The sequence below is a fragment of the Anabaena sp. WA102 genome (genome assembly GCF_001277295.1).
GTDB lineage: Bacteria > Cyanobacteriota > Cyanobacteriia > Cyanobacteriales > Nostocaceae > Dolichospermum > Dolichospermum heterosporum.
In genome coordinates this window covers 310,931-336,980 of sequence record NZ_CP011456.1, presented here as the reverse complement: position 1 = coordinate 336,980, position 26,050 = coordinate 310,931, and the positions used below count along the sequence as shown (strand labels likewise).

The 26,050-nt window shown below is 41.8% G+C and carries 22 protein-coding genes, 3 rRNA genes and 1 pseudogene; 11 read left to right on the top strand and 15 right to left on the bottom strand.

The window, feature by feature from the left end; all coding sequences use genetic code 11:
• Positions 1–214: 214 nt before the first annotated feature.
• Both AA650_RS01340 and AA650_RS01335 read right to left on the bottom strand, forming a co-directional pair.
• Complete coding sequence (locus tag AA650_RS01340) at positions 215–1,030, bottom strand: Uma2 family endonuclease (protein ID WP_053537662.1); 816 nt, start codon at positions 1,028–1,030, stop codon at positions 215–217.
• A 148-nt stretch (positions 1,031–1,178) separates the two neighbouring features.
• Entirely contained in the window at positions 1,179–1,961 is a 783-nt protein-coding gene (locus AA650_RS01335) for a Uma2 family endonuclease (protein ID WP_053537661.1), read from the bottom strand.
• Positions 1,962–1,989: 28 nt separating this feature from the next.
• Between AA650_RS01335 and AA650_RS29030 the strand changes: the two genes are divergently transcribed.
• Complete coding sequence (locus tag AA650_RS29030) at positions 1,990–2,115, top strand: hypothetical protein (RefSeq protein WP_256366901.1); 126 nt, start codon at positions 1,990–1,992, stop codon at positions 2,113–2,115.
• Positions 2,116–2,309: 194 nt separating this feature from the next.
• Entirely contained in the window at positions 2,310–2,501 is a 192-nt protein-coding gene (locus tag AA650_RS27465) for a hypothetical protein (RefSeq protein ID WP_152608834.1), read from the top strand.
• A 115-nt stretch (positions 2,502–2,616) separates the two neighbouring features.
• On the opposite strand, the gene AA650_RS01330 is transcribed toward AA650_RS27465, so the two are convergent.
• Positions 2,617–3,231: a DUF1997 domain-containing protein gene (locus tag AA650_RS01330; RefSeq protein WP_053537660.1), complete on the bottom strand. Its 615-nt coding sequence runs from the start codon at positions 3,229–3,231 to the stop codon at positions 2,617–2,619.
• A gap of 332 nt (positions 3,232–3,563) precedes the next feature.
• Between AA650_RS01330 and AA650_RS01325 the strand changes: the two genes are divergently transcribed.
• Positions 3,564–4,241 (top strand): glycoside hydrolase family 24 protein, encoded by a 678-nt coding sequence (locus tag AA650_RS01325; protein ID WP_053537659.1) that lies wholly within the window; start codon positions 3,564–3,566, stop codon positions 4,239–4,241.
• Between the two features lie 10 nt (positions 4,242–4,251).
• On the opposite strand, the gene AA650_RS01320 is transcribed toward AA650_RS01325, so the two are convergent.
• Complete coding sequence (locus AA650_RS01320; protein ID WP_053537658.1) at positions 4,252–5,007, bottom strand: armadillo-type fold-containing protein; 756 nt, start codon at positions 5,005–5,007, stop codon at positions 4,252–4,254.
• Between the two features lie 92 nt (positions 5,008–5,099).
• Complete coding sequence (locus AA650_RS01315) at positions 5,100–5,633, bottom strand: DUF4330 domain-containing protein (protein WP_027403585.1); 534 nt, start codon at positions 5,631–5,633, stop codon at positions 5,100–5,102.
• 285 nt (positions 5,634–5,918) lie between these two features.
• On the opposite strand from AA650_RS01315, the gene AA650_RS01310 reads away from it, so the two are divergent.
• Positions 5,919–6,782: a M48 family metallopeptidase gene (locus tag AA650_RS01310; RefSeq protein WP_053537657.1), complete on the top strand. Its 864-nt coding sequence runs from the start codon at positions 5,919–5,921 to the stop codon at positions 6,780–6,782.
• Here the strand turns inward: AA650_RS01310 and AA650_RS01305 are convergent, their stop codons facing one another.
• From AA650_RS01305 to AA650_RS01295, 3 genes are all read right to left on the bottom strand, one after another.
• A complete protein-coding gene (locus AA650_RS01305) occupies positions 6,783–7,544 on the bottom strand; it encodes a metallophosphoesterase family protein (RefSeq protein WP_053537656.1) in 762 nt (253 codons plus the stop codon).
• A gap of 234 nt (positions 7,545–7,778) precedes the next feature.
• Positions 7,779–8,582, bottom strand: a complete 804-nt coding sequence (locus tag AA650_RS01300; protein ID WP_053537655.1) for a Tab2/Atab2 family RNA-binding protein — start codon at positions 8,580–8,582, stop codon at positions 7,779–7,781.
• Between the two features lie 47 nt (positions 8,583–8,629).
• A complete protein-coding gene (locus AA650_RS01295) occupies positions 8,630–9,901 on the bottom strand; it encodes a CCA tRNA nucleotidyltransferase (RefSeq protein WP_053537654.1) in 1,272 nt (423 codons plus the stop codon).
• A 430-nt stretch (positions 9,902–10,331) separates the two neighbouring features.
• Between AA650_RS01295 and AA650_RS01290 the strand changes: the two genes are divergently transcribed.
• From AA650_RS01290 to rrf, 5 genes are all read left to right on the top strand, one after another.
• Positions 10,332–10,580 carry a Ycf34 family protein gene (locus AA650_RS01290; RefSeq protein ID WP_027403580.1) on the top strand — a complete coding sequence of 83 codons (249 nt, stop codon included), beginning with the start codon at positions 10,332–10,334 and terminating at the stop codon, positions 10,578–10,580.
• A 254-nt stretch (positions 10,581–10,834) separates the two neighbouring features.
• On the top strand, positions 10,835–11,494 hold the full coding sequence (tsaB, locus tag AA650_RS01285; protein WP_053537653.1) for a tRNA (adenosine(37)-N6)-threonylcarbamoyltransferase complex dimerization subunit type 1 TsaB: 660 nt from the start codon (positions 10,835–10,837) through the stop codon (positions 11,492–11,494).
• Positions 11,495–11,774: 280 nt separating this feature from the next.
• Positions 11,775–13,261: ribosomal RNA gene (locus AA650_RS01280) — 16S ribosomal RNA — on the top strand.
• Between the two features lie 272 nt (positions 13,262–13,533).
• Positions 13,534–16,359 (top strand): 23S ribosomal RNA (locus AA650_RS01275).
• 116 nt (positions 16,360–16,475) lie between these two features.
• Positions 16,476–16,593, top strand: a 5S ribosomal RNA gene (gene rrf / locus AA650_RS01270).
• Together the 16S, 23S and 5S rRNA genes form the textbook arrangement of a ribosomal RNA operon.
• Before the next feature lie 65 nt (positions 16,594–16,658).
• On the opposite strand, the pseudogene AA650_RS28545 reads toward rrf, so the two are convergent.
• The 6 genes and pseudogenes from AA650_RS28545 to AA650_RS01240 form a co-directional block, all read right to left on the bottom strand.
• A pseudogene (locus AA650_RS28545) lies at positions 16,659–16,877 on the bottom strand (hypothetical protein); the annotation flags it as partial.
• 319 nt (positions 16,878–17,196) lie between these two features.
• Positions 17,197–18,234 (bottom strand): c-type cytochrome biogenesis protein CcsB, encoded by a 1,038-nt coding sequence (ccsB, locus tag AA650_RS01260; protein ID WP_027403575.1) that lies wholly within the window; start codon positions 18,232–18,234, stop codon positions 17,197–17,199.
• A gap of 866 nt (positions 18,235–19,100) precedes the next feature.
• Entirely contained in the window at positions 19,101–20,804 is a 1,704-nt protein-coding gene (locus AA650_RS01255; protein WP_053537651.1) for an iron uptake porin, read from the bottom strand.
• Between the two features lie 216 nt (positions 20,805–21,020).
• Positions 21,021–21,689, bottom strand: coding sequence for a phosphate signaling complex protein PhoU (phoU, locus tag AA650_RS01250; protein ID WP_053537650.1), 669 nt, complete (start codon positions 21,687–21,689; stop codon positions 21,021–21,023).
• 134 nt (positions 21,690–21,823) lie between these two features.
• On the bottom strand, positions 21,824–23,146 hold the full coding sequence (locus tag AA650_RS01245) for a sensor histidine kinase (RefSeq protein WP_053537649.1): 1,323 nt from the start codon (positions 23,144–23,146) through the stop codon (positions 21,824–21,826).
• Positions 23,147–23,196: 50 nt separating this feature from the next.
• The gene (locus AA650_RS01240; protein ID WP_027403571.1) at positions 23,197–23,949 is read right to left on the bottom strand and encodes a winged helix-turn-helix domain-containing protein; all 753 of its coding nucleotides are present in this window, start codon (positions 23,947–23,949) and stop codon (positions 23,197–23,199) included.
• Between the two features lie 246 nt (positions 23,950–24,195).
• Here AA650_RS01240 and AA650_RS27460 point away from each other — a divergent pair, with 246 nt between their 5' ends.
• On the top strand, positions 24,196–24,336 hold the full coding sequence (locus AA650_RS27460) for a hypothetical protein (protein ID WP_168634706.1): 141 nt from the start codon (positions 24,196–24,198) through the stop codon (positions 24,334–24,336).
• Between the two features lie 428 nt (positions 24,337–24,764).
• Here the strand turns inward: AA650_RS27460 and AA650_RS01235 are convergent, their stop codons facing one another.
• The gene (locus tag AA650_RS01235; protein WP_039202790.1) at positions 24,765–25,334 is read right to left on the bottom strand and encodes a pentapeptide repeat-containing protein; all 570 of its coding nucleotides are present in this window, start codon (positions 25,332–25,334) and stop codon (positions 24,765–24,767) included.
• Positions 25,335–25,463: 129 nt separating this feature from the next.
• Between AA650_RS01235 and AA650_RS01230 the strand changes: the two genes are divergently transcribed.
• Positions 25,464–26,042, top strand: a complete 579-nt coding sequence (locus AA650_RS01230) for a hypothetical protein (RefSeq protein ID WP_039202789.1) — start codon at positions 25,464–25,466, stop codon at positions 26,040–26,042.
• Positions 26,043–26,050 lie beyond the last annotated feature (8 nt).

The following is a 26,050-nucleotide window of genomic DNA, read 5'->3' as shown; positions in this document are numbered from 1 at the left end:
GCGCTAACGTATAACGTAGGGCAGCGGGGCAGGGGGGTTAGGTTTTTGGAGATTATCGGTTTCATCTAATACTTTTCGGCGTTGCTGATTTTAGGGATGAAAATAATTTTGCATACGTTCAAGACTCTTGTAGAGACGTTCCATGGAACGTCTCTACCTCCAAAAATCATACGCCAATTCAGCAACGCCTTTAATTGAAAGTCCCTAAATAGTTTTACAGAATTTCATCAGGATTAACACCGATAGATTTCAGATAAGCCGCTAATTTTTCTTTTTGTTGGCGTTCCTGGTCTGCCCTTTGCTGTTGCTCGTCTGCCCTTTGTTGTTGTTGGTCTGCTCGTTCATTACCAGTTAACAACATCTCACCATCTCCAGTCCACCAACGTAACCAGGGTATTTCCGTATCTTGTTGAATCCCCAACTCTACCCCCATTGGTGGAATCGGAAAATGCCCTCGTTCATTAGCTGGCATTTTCTCATACTTGCCATCTACCAAATGATAGACCTCAACCGATGATTTTTCTACCTCATAAATAGCATAAAAGGGAATCCTAATTGCTTGTTCATATACCCAGAATTTACCAGCTTTCTTTGGTTCTCCAGTTTGGTCATCAATATCATGCAATGAGGTAGTATCTCTTTCTTCTGAACCATCACCAGAGACAAATTCTATAGCAATTAATGGAGCAACAATTTCCTTCCACATGACATAAGAACGGCGATATACTCCTGCTAATAAAGGAGCAACATGGGGAACATAAAACCAATCTGGTGCTTCTGCTCCTTTTACTAGTGGTTCTGTAATTCGCCAATAAATACCGCTATCTTGTCCAATACAATAACGTCCGTCGGGATGTAGTTTTTGTAAAATTGCTTCTATAGAAGTTGTGAGAATGATACTTTGGGGTAGTTCCTGAAAATTTTTCACAAATTCTCCATCTGAATCTGGCAGTTGTGTATGGTCAGGGAGTGTGATTTGATCGTCTTCAGATGTAGTTGGTGGTGCAATGATTGGTTTTGTTAATACCATAGCAACTTCATCGCCTTAGTTAATTTTTCCTAGTTTAACATGATCCTCAATGCAGATTTCTACGATGTGAGAAAAAGCGATCGCGTAAGCACTGCTGCAAGTAGATCGCATCTTATGAATAAGTAGAGAGCGCTTTTTTTCAAGACATCTATGGGATTTCGTCAGGATTAATACCCAAGGTTTTCAGGTACGCTGCCAGTTTTTCCTTTTGTTGTCGTTCTTGAAGAGCGATCGCTTCAGCTTCTTCTTTAGCAGCACGCATCTGATCTGCCCGTTCCTCAGCAGTGGGATACCTCACCCCAGAGCGATCGTACCAATAAACCCACTCCCGTTGCCAACCGCCCTGATTGCCCTGCTCACAACCAATTCCTAGCTCTATCTCCGGCATCCAGAACACTTTACCATTTCCTGGTAACAGAGCAACTGATGGGACTAATTCATACTTGCTATCTACTAATTTATAAACTTCTAAAGACTGATGTTTTTTATATAATCCTCTTCTTCCACTCAAGGGATTGTAAATCACATAATATAAAATCCCTAAATCTTGGTACTCTAACAACTTGCTATCATATTCGCCATTATATTTGTGAGAAACTACTTCCAATACCAAAATTGGTAATACTTTTTCTTCCCATAATAAATAACTTAATCTACCTCCTTCATTTTTGAGTCTCTCCACTCCTAAAGCTAAAAACCCATCGGGAACAATTGATTTAGATTTTGCTGGTTCTTCTGTGTTTGGTTCATGGTAAACGCACATATCTACTCCCCAGAACCAATCTTGGCGATCGCCCCAAATCCATTTCAATAAATTTAACAATAGATTGGGAATATCATTTTGGAGTTCATTATCCACTGGGGTTTCGTCGCTGTCGGGTAAGTCTTCTGCTGTGGGCAGATTTTGATATTCATAAGATGTCGTAACCATAGCTTTTTGGCCTGTTACTTTCGCTTCTATGATATTAACTCATTTAGCGATCGCCTCAGATTCTTCTTTAGCACCACGTTTTTGGAGGGGTTTAGCAATGCTCATAGGTGTCAACTTAACCGAAAATATAGGAGTCCTATATGTTATCTGTTAGCGGCTACAACCGCTCGGAAATCAATTTCCGGGCTAATAGCTCAAGTACGTTAAAACGTACTCAAATTAATTGAGAATAACGTTAACCAAACGGTACTGGGTCGCACCAACAACACAATTATTAGCACCAACAACATTTATGGCAATCTGGCAGTTCTTGGCTCTGCCTTCAATACTAGCAGAGGCAGAGCCTCTGTGATAACATTCCCAGTCAGAGACTGGGAACGAGATAAACGAGATAAAAGTAGTCGGTTTAAACCGACTTTAGCTATAAGACAGGGAATTTATTCCCTGGATTCTGGATTCTGGAACTCTGAAATATTCAAGAATGGACTTAAACTACCTACCACTAGAAAAGCATCCTATTACGGAAATAATGGCAAGTAGATTTAGGTTATGGTATCGGTTCTCAAGGCAATGGTATTGTTGTTTCAACATCAACGGGAATATTACCCGCAATAGATTTGAGGTTGCGTACTGATAACAATGCCTTAGACCGTTATTATTTGTGTTTCTTTTGCGAAAAAGGTATATTTAGAGATTGATGAAAATCTTTTTGTACCTTGTGTGTGAGACGATGGGAAACTTTACGGACTATTTGATTAAGGATGCGATCGCCAGTAGACTGAATTAACGAATAGGGTAATCGCTGAATAAATCTGGGAAACTGCAACTCAACAACCAAATCCAACTCCCACTCCACCCGCGTAACCCCATCTAAATCACCTATCAATCGTGTTGATGATTTATAATCCACCTCATAACCAGGTGACTGATAATCAGGTACAGGAATAGTTCGGATTTGGAATTCATTATCTTCAGGTTTTAACAACTCTAAACCAATCTTCGGTTCTACATCGTAACCAAAAGCACCAAATTTACCTACCGCCAAAGCATAACTATTTTCACCTATCCGGCTTACCTTCATCGGTTCTGCACAACGACCAAACCAGGAAGAGTGAGTATTGAAATACTTCTCTACCTGCTCCACAGGAGCATACATTTCCATCCCATCTTGATAATTACCATAAAATTTAGTTGCGCTTAGATGAGCCTCCTGTAATACAGTCTCATCTGCTACTTCCCATGATTGATATTTACTATTGTTTGTAACCATAAATTTGTTTTTTCTATATCTGGAAAGTTGTCTATATTCATCATTCCCACTTCAGGGAAGTTTTTTCGCATCAAAATCCAATTTTCACGAAAATTTCAAAAAATTGTCATTAACTTTACACAAACAGCATGAACTGATTATGTAGAGTCAGTCAACAACGAGAAAAATGGTAAATTCAGGTGTAACCAATTCACAGTCATTCAATAATTGATATTGTAGCTAAATACCAAAATAACTTCATCATAGCAATATTACTGAGCCGAGTAATCTTCGGAAATAAAAAAAAGTTAATTTTTGCTTATTAGTCCCAAGAAATAACTAAAAGGAGTTAAATTCTGAAAAACTTTGAACTGAAAGGTGTAGAAAAACTCATCGCTCCCATAGCCTCACTTTTGGGCTTTGTGTACCTGTTTCAGTGGTATATTTTTGGAGATATACAATTATCTCCCGAACCTATATTTACCAGAAAACAGCCTCCCCTAGTCATGAAAGGTGGAGATCCTTATATTCGGGCATTAATGCGAACTATATCTGCCAGTGAAGCCAGTGGGAATCGTCCCTACTCTCTCTTGTATGGTGGTGAACAAGTTAATGATCTCAGTCATCATCCTCAAAAATGTATCACCATTGTCACAGGACCGAATACAGGTAACTGTTCCACAGCCGCAGGTAGATATCAAATTATTAATACTACGTGGGATCAAATTGCTCCTCGTTATCATCCAAAACCCAGCAAAATGATGCTTTGGACTAATTATAGTTTTGAAGCAGAGTATCAAGATGTCGTCGTTTACCGTTGGTTAAATGATGTAAAAGTTTGGGGTGTAAATATTCCTAAGCTATTACAGCAAGAAAAATTAAATGATGTTCTCCGAAAACTCTCCCCCACATGGACAAGTTTAGGATACGGGATAGAAAATAATTCTGTTAGTAGTTCCTTACCCAAAATTTATCAGCAAATCTTAAAGGAAGAATTAAAGCAAAATCCCGAAATCAAAAGTACAAAATAGGAAAATTAGATCAATCTACAAGGATTTTGCTTTTCGCTTTGGCTGATATAGGCATAAATACCTTTGCCTGAATAGGCTTTAGCACTTGCAACCCAGTTAAATTTTGCAAACAATCCAAAGCGGCTTCCCGAATCATGACTTCTTGTTCCTGACTCAGTAATAGTTGTAAACATTCCCCGATATCTTGTTGTATTACCGTATCAACTCGCTGACGGGTAATCAGTTTATTGAGTTGACGTATGGAAAGTAAACGTTTTAAAGAATCCTTTTCCGTTAAATTATTTAACAATTGATCAAGATAATCTTCTTCTCGATTTCCTTGAAAACTGAATATTTGCCACACCAGCAAAATTAAAGTTAATAGCGTTCCCATTCCTTGCACAATCGCACCAGCAGCCAACCAATGACTAGGAGCATCAACCCAAATTGCCGAAGCCATGTAAGTTATCACAGTCGCAATACCACCACTGGCGATCGCATAAGCTAACCTACTATTAGTGCTACTCATCAACTTACGTATTTCTAACCAGCGCAATTGCCAATTCCATTTTTGCACTGAGTAAGTAAATACCATCATCCCAATACCCACCACCAGAGCTAACAGCAATTGCCAACTCCAAAGCAGCATAGCTACAATAATTGTCAGTAATCCCAGCAAAATACCAGGTTCAGAAAAATGTTTAAAAACCTGATGTTTGGGAATCTTGATCTGAATTTCTGAAACTTGATTCATCAATTGTCGCCAAGAAGACGAAGCCTGTGCCACAGTATTTACCTACTTGATTACAAAATTATAAATAGATAGTTTTTACTAATTTTAAGGATGAAACCAGGATAATTTCATCCTTAAACAAAATGCTATTTATCCTGTAATCGAATATCAACTACAGACGCATTAAAGTTATAGTTAAAACCTTCTAATTCAAAAGGCATTCCAATTTTCACTTTGCTATTACCAAGAACAGGCCCATCCTTAGTGACTGTAGCTTGTCCTTCTAAAGTCAAGAGAAAATCTGTACTAAAGTTAATTTTTCTAGGATCTGGTAATTCTTTCACAGAACCATCTGGTTGACCAATTGTCAGTGTTCTCTCTAACTGCTCAACCGATTTAATCCCAATCTGACCATAAGGTTGATTACGGATAATCACATTAGTTTTACCACCTTTTGTAAATCCTTCTTTAATTAACTGTTGAGGATTACGAACATTGAGTCCACGTACCAGTAAATCTACCTCAATGGGTACTGTTTTCGCACCCACTTGAGCCACAGAACCAGAAGTACCAGGGAAAATAAAGATACCCACTATCACTAGCAAAATTACTAATGCAGCCCCTAAATCTAATAGGTTAATTTTACCGAACAAGCGACCTTTAGAATCTAAAATAGCCATAATCAGGTTTGGATAAGTTGCAGTTGAGTTTTCAGCTAAGTAATTGATTGTACCGACAAGTTTTTTCAAGTGATCCACAATCTTGATCACTGCATCAGAATTGACAGAAACTAGACATTATGGTTATGCGACAGTTTATCATGATTGCAGGAGCTTCAGTGTCATAGTAGCAGTAAGTTATTTGAATTGACTATTTGCACTATCTGGAGTTGAAAATGCAACTTTGTAAACTGAAAATTCGTCCTCCAATTTTAAGTTCTTACACCCATCTCATATAACTGGATTATGATTAACTCGCAAGGAATTTGGACAAATTATCGTTTGTGGCAGCGTCGCTGTTTGTATCCGTTCATTTCTGTAAGCGTTGCTGTGACTATTTGCTTAGGTACACCACTATCAAGTAAAGCTATAGGTTTTAGCGATCTGATCCGTGTACTCCCACAAGTAACCCAAATATTTAACCTATCTAATATATCCGATCGCCAGGAAGTTGATCTTGGGCAGCAAATGAATCAAGAAATACAGCAAGAAGTCAGAATTTCTCGTAATTCACAACTAAACAGCTATGTTGAACAAATCGGTAGACGTTTAGCAGCTAATAGCACTCGTCCAAATATTGCTTATACTTTTCAAGTAGTCGAAGATCCTGCTGTTAACGCCTTTGCAACTGCCGGTGGTTTTATTTATGTGAATACAGGTTTGTTAAAAACAGCAGATAATGAAGCCGAAGTCGCCAGTGTATTAGCTCATGAAATGGGACATATCGAAGGCAAACATTTAATTAAACAAATGAGACAACGAGCTATAGCCAGTGGTGTAGCTTCAGTATCAGGTTTAGATAGAAGTAAAGCCGTAGGAATTGGTGTGCAACTCGCCCTGAATCTTCCCCGTAGTCGCCAGGACGAATTTGATGCTGATAAAAGAGGATTAGCAAACATCACCCGCACTGGTTATGCTCAGTCAGCAATGGTTTCTTTCATGAAAAAGCTACAAAGAAGTAGCTCCGTACCTACATTTTTAAGCACACATCCAGGGGCAAGCGATCGCGTAATCTCCCTGCAAAATCAGATTAAAAGTCAACCAAGTAGTCAAAATCATGGTTTAGATAATCCGGTATATCAAAGCAAAATGAGAGCATTTTTGCCATAATTATGCTCGTTTTCTATGACGGCGGCTACCTGCAAATTCCTGTGGCTGAACAATTGTCATCACCTCTTCCCAAGCCACAGTCCGCACAACCCTACTGAACACATTGGCCTGATAAACCAACTTATTCGTAATATCCAGCCCCGTCAACCAACCACTACGGGGATGATAAGCGCCAGTATCAATATCTAACCAGCCCTGGCCCTGTGCCAAATTACCGGGAGCCACACCAGGTAAAGTAAAAGTTATAGTATGACCAACTATAATCAACTTATCTGCAAAATATGGTTTCTCTATCCGATGAAACTCATCCCTAATCCAGCATAATTCTTCCGCCGTCTGTTCTTGGACACTCTTTTCTGGATCAACACCTGCATGAGTTAACCAAAAATCTCCCAAATCTAAATATGTGGGCAAACTCTCAAACCAATCCAGATGTTGTTTAGGAATTGTTGCAGATTGGTAACTAGCAATAGTAGCCTGTCCTCCACTGTATAACCACGTTTGCATATTTGTGGACGAAGTATTCTTACCAGTCATGATATTTAATAACATCTGCTCATGATTACCTAGCAAACAAGGGTAATCATTTTCTTTAACAAACTCAACTACTTGGGCGCTTTTTGGACCACGATCAATTAAGTCTCCCAAAAAATATACTTGATCCTCTGATGTAGGTGCTATTTTTGCCAACAGCAACATCAAACATTCATAGTGTCCATGCACATCACCAATAACAACCCTGCGTTGACTAATTTCGCTCATTTGCTTCTAGCTTAAATGAATTAGCTGAATATTTCGACTAAACTTTGATTGGTCTAATTTTCGTTTAAAAGGTCAAGAAAACTTGACTAAGTTATGATTTCTTTAATAATTATGTAGACATTTGGTTAACTTGCCAAGTTCCCATATAAATAATTACTAACACCCAAGACTCCTATCATACATGAATTTTTATGCTTAAGTAGGCTCGTTCTCGGTAACAAAATATAACAAGCATTAGTATTTATTTTCATCTTGCAATAACCATAAACCACTATAAGTCATTCCCGAATCATCTGGTTGCACCAATAAAAAATGCAATCCCTGACTTAGCTGTTTTCGCTCTTGATATAACTTCCCCGCAGCAGTAACTTCCTCATCTGTAAAAGTCGCCAAAACCCACCTATCTACCAAACCAGCTTCTAATACCAACCCATCAGGCGCACCAGCGATATAGTTTAATGATACAGGATTATTTTCCTTTAACCACTGCGCTAAACGCATAGATTTTCGTCCACCGTAAATCACTACACCAGGGATAGGTACTGTTGAAGCTAAACCCAGATTAATTGGTTTGAGAAAATCTGGTATTTGCAAAAAAGGAATTGGTCGTTCTGTAAACTCATCCACAATATCACCAGATGGAATCGTCGCAAACCGCCATTCTTCCCCCCAGAGATTTTCCGGTAATGGTAATGGAGGTAGTTTATCCACAGTTACAGGATATTGTTTTGCTGCTAACCATTGTTTTAACGCCAAAGTTCTCCGAGTAGCTTCAACCTTAATACCTAAATTATTTCCCGCAGTTGTGATTAAACTTAAAGACTGAGGACGAAATACTTGAATTACATCTGGTAACTTTTCCTGACCAGCTAATTGTAATTGTTGGGCAACCCAAGTAGAATTAGCCTGGGATTGGGGACAACTGGCTGTAAATTCAAAACTGCGAGTTGCATCACAAACTAATAGTTCCCATAACGTCTGCCCTTCAACACTTTGTAGCGGACTACGATAAAAATCAGCCTGCCAAATCAGACTCATTCCCTACTCCATAAAAATTAAATAACTCAAAACCAAATTTAGCAAGTTTACTTTTTAACTAAATTCCTGGCAAATTCTATCGCTGCTTCTACTGTAGAAATTTTCCCCTCAGCTTGAGCAACACCAACCTCCATTAATAATTCACCTATCAATGGTGAAGCGGGAATGTTTAACGCCATCATCATGTCTTTACCATTGAGTAAAGGAATAGGATGAGCAACTACATCGTTTTTGTCAAGATAACGCTTGATTAAAGGTTCATAAGTAACAAACATACTTTCTTCAAACATTCCCTTAGCTACAATATCATTTGCTAAAGCTAATACCAACACAGCCGGAAATAAAATTCCCATTTCCCGAAACAGAAAATACTGTTTTCGCAAAGGCATCTTTACCGCTTTTATTTCCGAAAATAGTCTTAATCCCGTTGTCACAGCCCGAATTTCTGCCCGACTATAGGTAAGTTCCTGTAATTCGATTTCGGCAATTTCTGGCTTTGAGTCAACCAGACAAGCAAGTTTAGCAGTAGCTAACCAAGAAGTTTTCACAGTCTCCCGTACATAATTTGCTAATTCTTCTCCTAGTTGTTGCCAATTTTCACTAATTAAAGTATAAGCTTGATCAACAGCAGTTAACTTAATAAAACTTTCCTCAGTCGCGTTTTTAAAGAAACTAGTCAAAACACCATCTTTCCAAGCAGCATTTAGCCAAAATGTCCCTTGAGAATTTGCCAACAAATAACCAATTTCTACCCGTACTCGTTCCGCTGCCACTTGATTAATACTTTTTGCTAAACTGCGAATTGTCTCTTGAGTAGCTGGTTCAATAGTAAACCCAAGTTGGGCGGCTTGACGATAAGCCCGCATTAACCGCAAAGGATCATTTTGTAGATTTATAGGTGATATCATCCGTAACAGTCCAGATTCTATATCCTTACAGCCTTGCAAAGGATCAATAATTTCTTGAGTATGGGGATTATAGGCGATCGCATTAATAGTAAAATCCCTTCTATGCAAATCCGTAATTAAACTTTCCCCCTCCTGTTGAGCAAAATCAGCCGTAGCATGAGGAAACACCACACGGGCAATTTTTCTTTCAGCATCAAGTAACACAAAACCAGCTTGATAACGTTGAGCAATCTTTCTCGCTACCTTCACCGCATCCCCTGGGATAATAAAATCTAAATCCACATATTCCCAAACCCTACCCAAAATTGCATCACGCACCGCACCACCCACCATATAAACAGGTTGTGGCAAATATTCCAGACTAAAAGGCCAATTTTTGGCAGCTAGACGAGAAACAACTAATTCAGACATTTTAATAAAAATCAATCCAGTAACTAATGCTGATTATTTCGGCTTAACGATTTGCGGAAGTCCCCATCCTCAATGTACTCATAAGGTGAAGATTGTGAGTAGGGGATGAGGATTGCATCTGGAATTGATTTTTTACTTGGTAAAAACAAATATTCAGATGGTTGACGAATCCCCAGTCCCCAGGTTTTCTGGTAAGATATTCATATCTTGACCACCAATGCCGTAAGCGAAAACCAAGCTGATAGGTAAGTGTCCCAAGGAAAAAATTTGGGTCTTGGGAACCAGGACACCTGCCCTTGAAGGGAATGTCAGACCAATGGAACTACGAAGTCCTTGAGGCTATTCCCGATGAATTGGGAAGCTCCGTCCGTCTTACGCCGGAGTAGTTCACGCTAGATTAACTATAAAGGTTCTTAGAGTTGGTTCTATTATGTGTATTTGCGTGAATTGCCACTATGTAGACCGCTGCGTCACCTACAACGCCGTAGAAACCCAGCACCAACAGCCACACCTGACAGAAACACCAGATTTTGACCCCAACGAACCCTCCATCAACGTCAATATTCGCACACAAGGCGAAATAATTGAAATGGAATGGGACGTTGTTGGTTGTCTCAGCTTCAAACAAGAAACAGGTAAATGGTCTAAATTGCGTCCAGGTGAATTAGTCCCCACCTAATTAGGCTAAATTCTGAGATGTTGCTGAGTATTTACAGCCAAAATCAGCAACACAAATTCTTACAAACTCCATTAACTTCCAATTATTCTCTTTCTTTCCTTCTTTCTTCGTGTCCTTCGCTTCTTCGTGGTTCAATCACATTTAATTGGTATTTTCCAGCGGAAAAAGAGTAAAAGCCCAAAATTAAGGTGATTTCACCTTTAACTTCTGAATTATGCTGTATTATTTAGCAGAAAAATACATTTGCATTTACCTTGACAACCATAATCAAACAACTCCCGCTGAATAAATACGCTTTAGCATTACACACCACCACACCAGAACTCGGTTTAGCAATTAGCAACTTTGCCGACTATCCCCAATCTCAAGTTTGGAACTTAGGACGTGACCTATCCAGTCACATTCATCAATATCTAGTTGAAGTAATTAAACCACGAACCTGGGCAGACCTAGAATTTATCGCCGTTGCCAAAGGTCCTGGTGGTTTTACAGGAACTCGCATCGGAGTTGTCACTGCGCGCACACTAGCACAACAGCTAAAAATTCCCGCATTTACAGTTTCCACCCTAGCCGCAGTAGCTTGGCAAGAATATAAATTACAAAGAAATTGCCAACATCCAATAATTGCCGTAGAAATGCCAGCACAACGGGGACAAATTTTTGGTGCTATTTATCAACCCAACCCTGATAATTCGGGCATTACAGCCCTATTATCAGATACATTATTCACGCCGTCTGCATGGCAAGAAACCCTAACTAATTGGCATACCAATCAGTTAATATCAGCCACATCTCACTTAGCAGCCACCGTCAACAGCATTTTGGAATTAGCCTATTTAGATTGGCAGCAAGGAAAAAATCCCCATTGGTCAGAAGCTCTACCTTATTATGGGCAACACCCAGTAGATATTTGAAATTATCGAAATCCGTTTAACCCTTGCCATATAAAGCCCTTAGCTGGAAATAGCCTCTGGTTTTACCCACCTCTAAAAAATATTTCTCAAACCCCTTGACAGAAAAAGGAAGGATTGCTATATTAGATAAGTGCCGAGAGAAAGAAACGACTCCCGGACAACTGAACCGAGAAAAAATAATACTTTGAAAGAATAGATTAAACCAATCCTCGTCGTCAAGATAATTGAAAGAGGATTCGAGATTTTAACTAATTTCGGAGCCAACAAACTCGAAAGAAACAAAATGGAGAGTTTGATCCTGGCTCAGGATGAACGCTGGCGGTATGCTTAACACATGCAAGTCGAACGGTCTTTTCGGAGATAGTGGCGGACGGGTGAGTAACGCGTAAGAATCTACCTTCAGGTTGGGGACAACCACTGGAAACGGTGGCTAATACCCAATGTGCCGAGAGGTGAAAGGCTTGCTGCCTGAAGAAGAGCTTGCGTCTGATTAGCTAGTTGGTGGGGTAAGAGCCTACCAAGGCGACGATCAGTAGCTGGTCTGAGAGGATGATCAGCCACACTGGGACTGAGACACGGCCCAGACTCCTACGGGAGGCAGCAGTGGGGAATTTTCCGCAATGGGCGAAAGCCTGACGGAGCAATACCGCGTGAGGGAGGAAGGCTCTTGGGTTGTAAACCTCTTTTCTCAGGGAAGAACAAAATGACGGTACCTGAGGAATAAGCATCGGCTAACTCCGTGCCAGCAGCCGCGGTAATACGGAGGATGCAAGCGTTATCCGGAATGATTGGGCGTAAAGGGTCCGCAGGTGGCATTGTAAGTCTGCTGTTAAAGAGTTTGGCTCAACCAAATAAAAGCAGTGGAAACTACAAAGCTAGAGTGTGGTCGGGGCAGAGGGAATTCCTGGTGTAGCGGTGAAATGCGTAGATATCAGGAAGAACACCGGTGGCGAAGGCGCTCTGCTAGGCCAAGACTGACACTGAGGGACGAAAGCTAGGGGAGCGAATGGGATTAGATACCCCAGTAGTCCTAGCCGTAAACGATGGATACTAGGCGTAGCTCGTATCGACCCGAGCTGTGCCGTAGCTAACGCGTTAAGTATCCCGCCTGGGGAGTACGCAGGCAACTGTGAAACTCAAAGGAATTGACGGGGGCCCGCACAAGCGGTGGAGTATGTGGTTTAATTCGATGCAACGCGAAGAACCTTACCAAGGCTTGACATGTCACGAATTCCGTTGAAAGATGGAAGTGCCTTCGGGAGCGTGAACACAGGTGGTGCATGGCTGTCGTCAGCTCGTGTCGTGAGATGTTGGGTTAAGTCCCGCAACGAGCGCAACCCTCGTTTTTAGTTGCCAGCATTAAGTTGGGCACTCTAGAGAGACTGCCGGTGACAAACCGGAGGAAGGTGGGGATGACGTCAAGTCAGCATGCCCCTTACGTCTTGGGCTACACACGTACTACAATGCTACGGACAAAGGGCAGCTACACAGCGATGTGATGCGAATCTCATAAACCGTAGCTCAGTTCAGATCGAAGGCTGCAACTCGCCTTCGTGAAGGAGGAATCGCTAGTAATTGCAGGTCAGCATACTGCAGTGAATTCGTTCCCGGGCCTTGTACACACCGCCCGTCACACCATGGAAGTTGGTCACGCCCGAAGTCGTTACCCCAACCGCAAGGAGGGGGATGCCTAAGGTAGGACTGATGACTGGGGTGAAGTCGTAACAAGGTAGCCGTACCGGAAGGTGTGGCTGGATCACCTCCTTTTAGGGAGACCTAATCCATTTAGAACTCGAAAGCAATGCAAATTGTGAATAGAAACTAAATTGGTCTAACCTAGGTCGGTCGAGATTGGTAGATATCTTTCAAAGTATTATTCGGCTTAGTTCAAAAATTGAATCAGAGTCAGCACCTAACAACTATGGTTAGACTGCTGGGTTAAATTCCAGCCAGAACCTTGAAAACTGCATAAGAGAAAGAGAAAAAGCAGGCAGACACAGACATTGAGATGGATGTGAAAGCAAACAAGCAGAAAATGTGGTCAAGCTAATAAGGGCTAATGGTGGATACCTAGGCACACAGAGGCGAAGAAGGACGTGGTTACCGACGAAATGTTCCGGGGAGTTGGAAGCAAACTAAGAGCCGGAAATATCCGAATGGGGCAACCCTATGTACTACCTGTTGAATATATAGACAGGAAAGAGCCAACCCAGCGAACTGAAACATCTTAGTAGCTGGAGGAAGAGAAATCAAACTAGAGATTCCCTAAGTAGTGGTGAGCGAAAGGGGAAGAGCCTAAACCAAGGGATTTATCCTTTGGGGTCGTGGGACAGCAATATCGAATCACTGAGGTTAGACGAAACAGCTAAATACTGTACCAGAGGAAGTGAAAGTCTTGTAGTCAAAAACCAAAGGATAGTAGCTGAATCCCGAGTAGCATGGAGCACGAGGAATTCCATGTGAATCAGCGAGGACCACCTCGTAAGGCTAAATACTACTGTGTGACCGATAGTGAACAAGTACCGCGAGGGAAAGGTGAAAAGAACCCCGGAAGGGGAGTGAAATAGAACATGAAACCATAAGCTTACAAGCAGTGGGAGTCCGATTTAACGGATGACCGCGTGCCTGTTGAAGAATGAGCCGGCGACTTATAGGCACTGGTAGGTTAAAGCGAGAATGCTGGAGCCAAAGGGAAACCGAGTCTGAAGAGGGCGAAGATCAGTGTTTATAGACCCGAACCCTGGTGATCTAACCATGTCCAGGATGAAGCTTGGGTAACACCAAGTGGAGGTCCGAACCGACCGATGTTGAAAAATCGGCGGATGAGGTGTGGTTAGGGGTGAAATACCAATCGAACCAGGAGCTAGCTGGTTCTCCCCGAAATGTGTTGAGGCGCAGCGGTTGTGATTAAATCTGGGGGGTAAAGCACTGTTTCGGTGCGGGCTGGGAGACCGGTACCAAATCGAGACAAACTCAGAATACCCAGAGAACACACAGCCAGTGAGACAGTGGGGGATAAGCTTCATTGTCAAGAGGGAAACAGCCCAGACCACCAGCTAAGGTCCCCAAATCATCACTAAGTGATAAAGGAGGTGAGATTGCCTAGACAACTAGGAGGTTTGCCTAGAAGCAGCCACCCTTGAAAGAGTGCGTAATAGCTCACTAGTCAAGCGATCTTGCGCCGAAAATGAACGGGGCTAAGTGATGTACCGAAGCTGTGGGATTACTAATCATAATCGGTAGGGGAGCGTTCCGTCGTAGGTAGAAGCAGTAGCGGCGAGCAGCTGTGGACGAAACGGAAGTGAGAATGTCGGCTTGAGTAGCGCAAATGTATGTGAGAATCATACACCCCGAAACCCTAAGGGTTCCAGAGCCAGGTTCGTCCACTCTGGGTTAGTCGGGACCTAAGGCGAGGCCGAACGGCGTAGTCGATGGACAAAGTGTCAATAGTCACTTACTGTTCTGTGGGAGCATAGATAGGGACGCATGAAAGATAGCCATACCCTGATTGGTTTGGGAGGAGTTTACGAACTCCGAGTGGTGAAGGATAGTGCCAAGAAAAGCTATATATGTGATGAAGATAGAACACCCGTACCCGAAACCGACACAGGTAGGGAGGTTGAGAATACCAAGGGGCGCGAGATAACTCTCTCTAAGGAACTCGGCAAAATGGCCCCGTAACTTCGGAAGAAGGGGTGCCCACCTAAGAAGTGGGTCGCAGTGAAGAGATCCAAGCGACTGTTTACCAAAAACACAGGTCTCCGCCAACTCGCAAGAGGACGTATGGGGGCTGACGCCTGCCCAGTGCCGGAAGGTTAAGGAAGCTGGTCAGCGAAAGTGAAGCTGGCGACCGAAGCCCCGGTGAACGGCGGCCGTAACTATAACGGTCCTAAGGTAGCGAAATTCCTTGTCGGGTAAGTTCCGACCCGCACGAAAGGCGTAACGATTTGGATGGTGTCTCAGAGAGAGACTCGGCGAAATAGGAATGTCTGTGAAGATACGGACTGCCTGCACCTGGACAGAAAGACCCTATGAAGCTTTACTGTAGCCTGGAATTGTGTTCGGGCTTCGCTTGCGCAGGATAGGTGGGAAGCGGTGAGTTATTCCTTTTGGGGAATAAGGAGCTAACGGTGAGATACCACTCTGGCGAAGCTAGAATTCTAACCCACGACCGTAAGCCGGTCGGGGAACAGTTTCAGGTGGGCAGTTTGACTGGGGCGGTCGCCTCCTAAAAGGTAACGGAGGCGCGCAAAGGTTCCCTCAGCACGCTTGGAAACCGTGCGAAGAGTGTAAAGGCAGAAGGGAGCTTGACTGCAAGACCGACAAGTCGAGCAGGTACGAAAGTAGGCCTTAGTGATCCGACGGCGCAGAGTGGAATGGCCGTCGCTCAACGGATAAAAGTTACTCTAGGGATAACAGGCTGATCTCCCCCAAGAGTCCACATCGACGGGGAGGTTTGGCACCTCGATGTCGGCTCATCGCAACCTGGGGCGGAAGTACGTCCCAAGGGTTGGGCTGTTCGCCCATTAAAGCGGTACGTGAGCTGGGTTCAGAACGTCGTGAGACAGTTCGGTCCATATCCGGTGCAGGCGCAAGAGTATTGAGAGGAGTCCTCCTTAGTACGAGAGGACCGGGAGGAACGCACCGCTGGTGTACCAGTTATTGTACCAACAGTAAACGCTGGGTAGCCAAGTGCGGAGAGGATAACCGCTGAAAGCATCTAAGTGGGAAGCCCACCTCAAGATGAGTACTCTCACTACAAAAAGTAGGTAAGGTCACGGGCAGAACACCCGTTAATAGGCTCTAAGTGGAAGTACAGTAATGTATGAAGCTGAGGGGTACTAATAGACCGAGGGCTTGACCTCTATTCAATTTGTTATTGTGATTTCTCTTTCTCAAATGCAGTCTTCAGGGTTATGAACACCCTCAGTTAGAATCTAAAATTATTCTTTAATTCTAAATTCTCAATTCTAAATTTTTTCCTGGTGTCTATGGCGCGGTGGAACCACACTGATCCCTTCCCGAACTCAGAGGTGAAACGCTGCTGCGGCGACGATAGTTTGGGGGTAGCCCCACGTGAAAATAGCTCGATGCCAGGTCTATTTTTTCAAGTAAAAAACCCTTCTCTATTCTTTTAGAGGGGGGTTTTGTTTTAGTTAGTGAACTACTCACACTGACTTGGAGTACCAAGTACAGTGTCGGCTTCTGTACTCACAGGGGAGTGCCGCAACTTAGACTTTCGCCCAAGTTTTGGTCTTATCTCCCCTCCTACAGCAGAGACGGCTGATAGCCTGCGTGGCGAAGCCATACCTTCCGCCTTGATCATTTCGGCTGCGCTCAATGCAAGCATTCTGATACCTTCTGCTCTAATATTTATCGCTGCATAGTCTTGCGGGTAAAGGATTCACAGAATTAACACACTAGGCTATGCCGGCTATGCCTCGGACTGATTGAGAACGATTTCGGTTTTTCCCGCCTTATATCCCGCCACTGATTTGGAGTACCAAATTCAGTGGGGGAGTTACGGCGTAATAGTTAAAGATGAACAGCAATTCTCATTTTGAAACGAGTTTGCGCCATTTCAGCGAACTGCTTGCAGCAGCGCTTCGCTATCCCCGGATTTGTTAAGAATTGTAAAACCCTATGAATGTAAGGGTTTAAATGTCATGAAACCTTAAAATGAGAATTGCTGAAAGATGAACTTACAAAAACCAACCGTAAGAATGTAAACCCTTACCTAAAAGATTCACACCGAGATAACAAATCCAAACTACAACAAACCCAGCAGCGGCTAAAATTGCCGGTTTTCGACCTTGCCAACCGCGAGTTATTCTAGAATGCAGATAAGCCGCGAAAACTAACCAGGTAATTAACGCCCAAGTTTCCTTCGGGTCCCAACTCCAGTAAGAACCCCAGGCTTCATTAGCCCAAACCCCACCAGCAATAATCCCAATTGTGAGGAGAGGAAAGCCTAAACCAATAATGCGATAGCTGATATTATCGAGGGTTTCAGCTAGATTAAGACGTTGAGGTGAAAGGATTTCAGCAGTTTGAATGGGGGTACTTGTGATTAAATCTAAAACCGCAGTCCCATTTCCGTTGTTGTTACTTTCTACAAGGGAAAAACCATTAGTTTCCGCAGCGAGTGTAGATGTAACTAACTCACCAGCTTTTAGTAATTTATAACCATTACTTCGATAACCGCCATTACCAACGGAACTACCTTGTAATTGGATATTTTGACCGCGAGTAACAATTAAAAAAGCGATCGCTAACAATGCACCTACCATCAAAGCTGAATAACTCAACATCATTACACTAACGTGCATCATCAGCCAATTAGATTTTAAAGCTGGGACTAAAGGCTCTGACACCTGCATATTTGATGGTAAAGTCAGAGTCGCAAAAGCAGCAATTCCCATGGCTACAGGTGCAGTTACAACCCCCACTAAACGGCTACGACTGCTATTTTCGGCAATTAAATGGACAGCGGTAATTCCCCAAGTCAGGAAAAATAAAGATTCGTAGAGATTACTCAGGGGAAAATAACCCGCTTCGATCCATCTTGCTGCTAATAGAGTCGCCATACACAAATTAGCGATCGCCATTCCAGCCGTCCCCAAAGCCGCTGTCACCGATAAACTCGGAAAGGCTGCCCCCACCCAATACACCAACATCGTACAGAATAAGACAGCAAATGAGGCATTATCTAGCCAGTTCTGGAGTACAACCAGATCCATAAACACTTCTCTCCAGTGGATGCTTGAAAATATAAATTCCGATTTCCTTGATCCTAACTGGTTTTGGGTATTAGTAATTGGCAAGATTAATCTTCATAATTCATAGCGCCCAGATATTTAGTTAAAAACCCAGGTGCGTAGGAGTAAAGCAGTCAACTTAACGTAAAACCCATAGCCCGCCTGGGAATGAATTCCCAGTCTAATAGCAAAAGTTGTCTGTTGATGACTAAAAATCCCCAGTTTACTTTAGTAAACTTTGGCTATTAGCCCTGAAATTCATTATCTCGTTCCCAGTCTCTGACAGGGAATGAATTCTAGAAGGCTCTGCCTTCAATGATATTAGAGGCAGAGCCTCATCAACTGCATTCCTAGTCAGAGACTAGGAACGAGATGCGGTAGTCTTGAGAATATAGTTTTATTTTATAACCGATTTACCATAAATTAGAATATCTTTGACAGTCTCCGGTCTAGAAACGCGGAGATTCTATAGAGAGTTTTAGCTTAAACAGTAGAAGCCTCTCACCTACCCGATAGGGAGGTGATGAGATGAATACGCTCAAATTTTCAAATTAACGTCAATGCAGGATAAAGCAAAGGAACTAGCTTTCATCCCTTGTCTGAAGCCCAGATGCGTTCTCCTAAGTCGAACGCATCTTCAAGGGTTTTCGGCATCTACTTTATAATACCCGGCTGCTTTTTTAGTGACAGACACAGTTTTAATATCAAGAGGTTGTTTGAAAGGTGGTATCCCGTAATTTTCACCACATTTTTACCTCCCTTTCCCCTTTAGAAGGGGGGAAACAAGAAAAATCTGGTTCCCTCCCCTTCACAAGAGGAGAGTTAGGGAGGGCTAACCTAACTTAATTCTAGAAAGTGAAGGTAGTCCGTAAAGTACCAACATATTCAGCGCTGTTCTTATCGTTATGCTCAGGATTCAAGATTACCAACACACCAGGAGTGACGAGGATGTTGTCAGAAAGCTTCACCTTGTACAGACCTTCGATGTGATAAGAAGTGTTTGCATCTCTGGTAATATTTGTAGTACCAACCTTACCACCAGTCAATTTAGGTGATTGACCGAAGATGAAACCCAAGGTATTACCTTCTTTGCCGAAGTCCTTGATACCCAAAGTACCAGCCCAGTACCAGATTTCTCCGCTGGTACTAGCACCTGCTAAAGTGCTGGCAGCGGTATAACCACCCCAACCGCCGACTGTGATGTTCTTAGTGGGTTGGAGGGTAGCTTGCACACCGTAGTTGCTTGATTCAATCTTAGTAGCACCAAGACCAAGATTATTAGCTCTCGCACTACCTGTTCCTAAGAATAGGTTAGGAGTACCAGATTGATAAGAATGGGCGTAAGTTAGACCAATATTGATGGCTTTGTTAGGTTTGAAAGCCAACTGACCAAACATGGTGTTATTACCATCGAATAGTCCAGTTCCAGGTGCAGGGTTAGCTGCATTATCTCTACCTGTGGCAAAATAAGCCGCGCTTAATGCAATCTTATCGTTAGGAGTAACGTTAACAGTGATACCTGCACCGTCATTCGCCTGACGATAAATAGGGCTAAAACGTCCGTAGCGAGACAGAGAACCTGAACCACTGCTTCTAAAGTCGGGGTTGAAAACATTGACGTTCTCATTCAACTCAGCACCAGTAGCATCAATCTTGACACGAATTTTGTCGCTCAAGTTGAAAGCGTAGTTGAGTTTGTCAATTGCTACACTGTTATTAGTACCACCGTCATAACCCAAACGGGTCATATTAGTACCAGTACCATTTGTTGCAGTAGTAGCAGCGGCACCAGTAGTGGGGTTAAAAGCGGTAGCGGCAGCATTTGTGTTGTTAGCTAAAATATTACCCGCATTTAACCGAGTCTGTAATTGGTCTGTTCCTGTGAAACTGCTGTTCAAGGTCAACCGCACCCGGTCAGAGAAAGTAGCTTTGGAATCTACGTCTCGTGTTGATGCTGTTGGTGTACCAGTTGTTGTACCAGGAGCAGAAGATGGAAGTGCCACTTTATCCCCAAAAGCTTGGGATACGCTAAAAATTGCTTCACCAGATAGTTTGGTGGTGGTGGAAAACTGATTGGCTTCCAGTTCGCCAGTACGAGCTTCTAAAGCATCTACTTGACCGCGAATAGTTGCTAATTCGGTAGAATATTCTTCTTGCAAGCGCTGTAAGGTAGCTAAATCTTGCTTGCTTACCATGTCAGCAGTTGCAGTAGCAATGAGTTCATTAACGCGGTCTAAGCAGGAATTTAAACCAGCCGCAAATTCATAACGACTCAAGGCGCGATTACCACGGAAAGTACCGCTAGGATAACCAGCTACGCAACCATAACGTTCAACTAAAGATTGTAAAGCTTGAAACGCCCAATCAGTAGGTTGTACGTCGGAAAACTGAGAAACGGATGTTACTTGACCCAAACTGTTGGACTCTTGGGATAACTGAGCAACACTTGTTACTTGTTCGTTAACTTCACCAGCAAAGGCACTATTACCAGTTAGCAAGCTCAAAGCTATAACAGGGCTAACTTTGAGGATGTTCCAAAAAGCTTTCTTCATAAATTTTAGTCTCTCTCACACCTAAATGAATCCAGTTTATGGTAAAGTCCCAAGGGAACTTATACATAAATGTTCTATGGTGATTCTACATCATTAATGACAATTAAAACAACTAAATATCAAAATTTTTATACAAAATTATAATTTATTTATGATCTGGTAAATTTGAGTTTATACTCTGTTTATGGTACGTATTGATAAAGATCAATATCAAATTTACGATCGCTGACCTGTAACAATATATGTAACTCGTTGAGCAATATTAGTTGCGTGATCTGCCATGCGTTCTAAACAACGAATTGCTAAAGTTAACAAGAGAATTGGCTCAATTACGCCAGAAATATTTTCCTGTTGGGCAAAGGTTTGATAAAGATGCTCATAAGCATTATCTACAGTATCATCTAACTGCTTCATTCTTTGTCCACTGGCTTCGTCTAAATCTGCCAATGCGACTAAACAAGTTGCTAACATTGCTTGGGCGTGCTGGGACATAATTGCAATTTCTGGTAAGGAACTATGTTGAGGATAAGGGAAGAGTTTAATGGCAATTTCCCCTAGCTCTTCGGCATAATCCCCAATTCGTTCTAAGTCACGCACCAATTGCATAAAAGCACTTATACAGCGCAAATCTCTTTCTGTGGGTACTTGACGAATGATAATAGTTGTGCAGTCTGATTCTATTTGCCGATAAAAGCGATCAATTTTTTTATCTAACCGGGGTATTTGTTCCGCTGCGATTAAGTCACCAGCAAATAAGGCTTGGTGACTCAGCCGAAATGATTGTTCTACTAAAGCCCCCATGCGTAATAAATCCCGTTCTAAACGCCTAATGGAGCGTTCTATTGGTAGTATTTTGTGATTGGGAGGATCAAATACAGTTTTCACAGTGGTTATATTAAAAGTGTATATATTTTCTTAACTATAGTCTTGACTAGTACCGCAGGGCGGAATTAAAAATTAACAATTAAAAATTAAAAAAGCAGATTGTATAAGCTTTTTAAGGATTTTTAATGGTTATCTTACTTGCGCTGTACTGTACTAGGTAAATTTGTCATAACTTGAGAAAATTGAATTTGTATCCAAGCACCACCTGTTTCTGGATGGTTCATGGCTTTAATTACACCACCGTGAGCCATGACTATTTGCTGGACAATGGCTAAACCTAAACCGCTACCAGCAATTCTCGTTGTCGAATTTACTTCATTGACTGGTGAACGATACCGGGCTTTATCTCCGCGATAAAACCTTTCAAATACATGAGGTAAGTCGTCAACAGCAAAGCCAACACCGAAATCAATAATATTTATTTCCAACATTTGACCGTTATCAGTAGAAATTATTTTAGTCTCAATGTCAATAGTTGTGGTGGCTGGACTATATTTGATGCTATTATCTAGCAAGTTGACGAATACTTGATAAAGTCGAGATTTATCTGCCTGAATGCAGATGCTGTCTAGTCCAGAATAGTTAATACTGAGAGAATGACGCTGGGCAATTGGTTCTAGGGTTGCCCATGCGGAGATGATGAGCGATCGCATTTCCACCATTTCTAAATTTAACTGCATGGTAGGATTATTTTCCATTTGCGTCAGTTCCAACCAACTTTGCACCAAATTAATCAGTCGGTCAACTTCTTGCATTAACCTATTAACCCAACGGTCTAAAGGTGTTTCTAGACGGGTTTGCAGAGTTTCCACTACCAGACGAATTGCCGTGAGGGGTGTTCTCAGTTCATGGGCTAAATCAGAAAAAGAGCGATCGCGTTCTTGCTTCATATCTAGCACAGATTGGCAATTTTCCAAAAATACCCCCACTTGTCCCGTTGGTAGAGGCAAACTAGAAGCCCGCAAAAACATAGATTTTACCGCTGTCATCTCCCTAGCATCTTCACAAGCAGGATGAAAAACCCATTCCTGCACCTGTGGCTTTTGCCAATCACGAGTTTGTTCAATTAACTGATCTAATTCATAAGACCGCACCAATTCTAACAACAAACGCACCTGTCCTGGCTGCCACCTTTGAAGATATAAAATTTCTCGCGCTTGCTGATTGCACCATAGCAGTTGATTTTCCTCATCTACCTGCAAATATCCCAGAGGTACAAAATCTAGCAATTCCTGATATATAGACAATGATTGCTGCAAATCCTGTCGTTGTTTATTCACAATAGATATATCCTGCCGTAAGCGAGGTCTTAGCAGCAACTTAATGTTATTGGTTTCATGGGAACGAGAATTTAACGGTTGCAACAATCGCTCTAAATACCAGTTCAGGTGAACCTGTTGCCAAACCCAAAAACCAAGGCCGACAACTAAACCCAGAAAAAATCCCAGAAAGAACATGGAAGTCGTTAGTTGGTGTATGATTCAAAACTAACAACTATCTTCACAAATCACCCAAATCTGTAACCAAAACCCCTCACAGTCACAATATGTTCTGGATGACTAGGATCTTCCTCCAGCTTTTCCCGTAACCAGCGAATATGAACATCCACAGTTTTGCTATCCCCCACAAAATCTGGACCCCATATCTGATCCAACAACTGCTCCCGTGACCATACTCGTCGAGTATAACTCATAAATAATTCTAACAGCCGGAACTCCTTCGGAGACAAATTCGCCTCTTCTCCACGTACCGTTACCCGGCACTCTTGAGCATTTAAAGTTATATCTTTGTGCTTGAGAACCGGAACTTGTGGCAATGTACTTAAACGTTGACGACGAAGTAACGCCCGACACCGCGCCACCAATTCTCGCATACTAAACGGTTTTGTCAAATAGTCATCAGCACCTACCTCCAAGCCCAGCACTCGGTCAGTTTCACTACCTTTAGCACTCAACATCAAAATTGGCACTGAGTTGCCCTGGTGACGCAAAAAACGGCAAATATCTAGACCATTAATTTGCGGCAACATCAAATCTAACAGCACCAAATCTAAAGGCAGTTTTTCAGAATTATCTTCACAATTTTTCAGATATTCTATCGCTGTTCTGCCGTCACTAGCAACAATTACATCATAACCTTCCCCTTCCAAGGCTACAACTAACATTTCCCGAATTAGTTCTTCGTCTTCGACTACGAGAATACGGCTTGTTTGGCCAATATCTGCCCTGGCGGAATATTTAGCTAATTCACTGGTATACATTAATTTTTTCAGTGTATAACAAAGCCTAGTATATTATAAATCATACCAATCATATATTTATTTTTATTTTCTTTGTATTTACGTTAATTGTAAATTTTTGTGTCAGTAATCCAGTCATCCCCCTTGACAATTCTTATCAAGCTATGAAAGAAATAGCCTTAGAACAGGCGAAAAGTCAGGCAAAAGCTAAATAGACATCTCCGAAAATTAAATGTGCGTCGTTTGAAACCCTTGTAGAGACGTTCCATGGAACGTCTCTACAATCTTTACCGGAGAAGTCTAATAATTAATCGGTTGTTGGCAGATATTTTACCTGTGGATTGTGTATTTGATGGTAAGACAGAATTTCCACAGTCCTATTATGACACTGGTACTGACAAGGAGTAATAATAATGCGTAAGTGGATTGTTTTTCGGGCTGAGAAGCGTCAACCCGGTTAGCCCGCCTGGGAATGAATTCCCAGTCTAATAGCAGAAGTCATCTGAAGATGACTAAATAACGCGGAAATTTTTGAGTAAACTTTAGTTTACTTTCGCTATTAGCCCGGAAATATGGCTTACGCCACGCTACGCTATCATCGCCCAACAACACTGATTAAGCTGCGCTTAATTTTGCTCGTTGGGCAATTCGTCACTTCCGCGTATTCATCTCATCACATCCCTATCGGGTAGGTGAGAGGCTTCTACTGTTTAAGCTAAAAATGTCCATATTCTGAGTATTTAGCAGTTCAAGCTTTTGGATAATCAAATATTTAAGTATTTTCACTGAGTGTTGGTGGGTATTGCCCACCCTACGAAGTATTTTGTACAACAACATCAGCTATGAATACTACCATCAGGCATAATTGCGCCAGTTAAAAAAGTCTCACTCATATCTGTATCATCTAAATTAGCTCCAGTTAAATTCACTTCGCACAAATTAGCCTCGCTTAAATCTGCACCACTCAAATCTGCACCTTGTAAGTCTGCTTTCCACATCCTCACACCTCCCATTTTTGCGCCACTGAGGTTTGCACCCTGCAAATTTGCGGCGGAAATTGATGCCATGTGTAAATTAGCATCACATAAATTAGCACCACTCAATAATGCACCGCTAAGATCTGATTCATTTAAATGAGCAGTTTTTAATGTAGCTTGAGTCAAATCAGCACCACAGAGAATAATTTCGGATAAATGCGCTCTTGCTAATGTTGCTCCTTTGAGATTTGCCTTACTCAAATTAGCACCACTTAAAGAAGCTTCTGTTAGATTTGCTCCTCTCAAATCTGCTCCACCGAAGTCTACACCACCCAAATTGACTCCTTGTAGATTTGCTCCTGGTAAAGCAATACAGTTAAAGCTTCTTTCTCCTGTGGCATATCTATCTAAAAGTTCTTGAACATTCATAGTTTTTTTAGACCTTGGTAAGTCCAATTATTAAATTATTCACATTTTTTAACTTCTCAGCAATTAATAAAACGGAAGTTTACCAAATGCTACAATAGAATCACCAGTCTCATAGCCAATCCAGTATTTATGAATAGTCATAATTTAAAACTAGGAAAATATCTAACCTTAGAAGAATTTTGTACCTGCACACAAACTTATCATAAATACGCCCAAAATATCAACCCCTATCCACAAAATCTACCAGAAGTAATTCCCGCATTACAGGATTTAAATAAATTTATCATTGACCCAGTGATAGATTATTTTGGTAGAGAAAAATTTCGACTTACTTACGGTTTTTGTTCTCCAGACTTAAAAAAGTATCTAGAGAAAAAAGACCCAATTACAGGGCAAAAAAATGGGCGTGTAGCTCCGCATCTTGACCAACATATTAGCCATGAAATCAACAAAAACGGTAAATACTACTGTGAAAGATTAGGTGCTGCTTGTGATTTTCTAATTACAGATTTACCGAGTACAGAATTAGTAGAATGGATATTACAAACAAAACTACCCTTTGATTCCCTCTATTTTTATAGTCACAACCAACCAATTCATATTAGTTATGGACAACAACATAAACGAGATATGTGGACATTTAATAACTCAGGAATCCCCACAAAAAAAGGAATTACAGATTGGGTCAAACTAGCAAAACAAACATAAATAACCCT

What these genes read in the sequence shown, in the direction of transcription:
- ccsB (WP_027403575.1), bottom strand. Translation starts at nt 18,234, where the DNA reads ATGGATCTGGTTGTACTCCAGAACTGGCTAGATAATGCCTCATTTGCT.
- AA650_RS01230 (WP_039202789.1), top strand. Translation starts at nt 25,464, where the DNA reads ATGAATAGTCATAATTTAAAACTAGGAAAATATCTAACCTTAGAAGAA.
- AA650_RS27460 (WP_168634706.1), top strand. Translation starts at nt 24,196, where the DNA reads ATGGAACGTCTCTACAATCTTTACCGGAGAAGTCTAATAATTAATCGG.
- AA650_RS01235 (WP_039202790.1), bottom strand. Translation starts at nt 25,334, where the DNA reads ATGAATGTTCAAGAACTTTTAGATAGATATGCCACAGGAGAAAGAAGC.
- AA650_RS29030 (WP_256366901.1), top strand. Translation starts at nt 1,990, where the DNA reads ATGATATTAACTCATTTAGCGATCGCCTCAGATTCTTCTTTAGCACCA.
- AA650_RS01335 (WP_053537661.1), bottom strand. Translation starts at nt 1,961, where the DNA reads ATGGTTACGACATCTTATGAATATCAAAATCTGCCCACAGCAGAAGAC.
- AA650_RS01295 (WP_053537654.1), bottom strand. Translation starts at nt 9,901, where the DNA reads ATGTCTGAATTAGTTGTTTCTCGTCTAGCTGCCAAAAATTGGCCTTTT.
- AA650_RS01340 (WP_053537662.1), bottom strand. Translation starts at nt 1,030, where the DNA reads ATGGTATTAACAAAACCAATCATTGCACCACCAACTACATCTGAAGAC.
- AA650_RS01290 (WP_027403580.1), top strand. Translation starts at nt 10,332, where the DNA reads ATGTGTATTTGCGTGAATTGCCACTATGTAGACCGCTGCGTCACCTAC.
- AA650_RS01305 (WP_053537656.1), bottom strand. Translation starts at nt 7,544, where the DNA reads ATGAGCGAAATTAGTCAACGCAGGGTTGTTATTGGTGATGTGCATGGA.
- AA650_RS01245 (WP_053537649.1), bottom strand. Translation starts at nt 23,146, where the DNA reads ATGTTCTTTCTGGGATTTTTTCTGGGTTTAGTTGTCGGCCTTGGTTTT.
- AA650_RS01315 (WP_027403585.1), bottom strand. Translation starts at nt 5,633, where the DNA reads ATGGCTATTTTAGATTCTAAAGGTCGCTTGTTCGGTAAAATTAACCTA.
- AA650_RS01300 (WP_053537655.1), bottom strand. Translation starts at nt 8,582, where the DNA reads ATGAGTCTGATTTGGCAGGCTGATTTTTATCGTAGTCCGCTACAAAGT.
- AA650_RS01310 (WP_053537657.1), top strand. Translation starts at nt 5,919, where the DNA reads ATGATTAACTCGCAAGGAATTTGGACAAATTATCGTTTGTGGCAGCGT.
- AA650_RS01240 (WP_027403571.1), bottom strand. Translation starts at nt 23,949, where the DNA reads ATGTATACCAGTGAATTAGCTAAATATTCCGCCAGGGCAGATATTGGC.
- AA650_RS01255 (WP_053537651.1), bottom strand. Translation starts at nt 20,804, where the DNA reads ATGAAGAAAGCTTTTTGGAACATCCTCAAAGTTAGCCCTGTTATAGCT.
- AA650_RS01330 (WP_053537660.1), bottom strand. Translation starts at nt 3,231, where the DNA reads ATGGTTACAAACAATAGTAAATATCAATCATGGGAAGTAGCAGATGAG.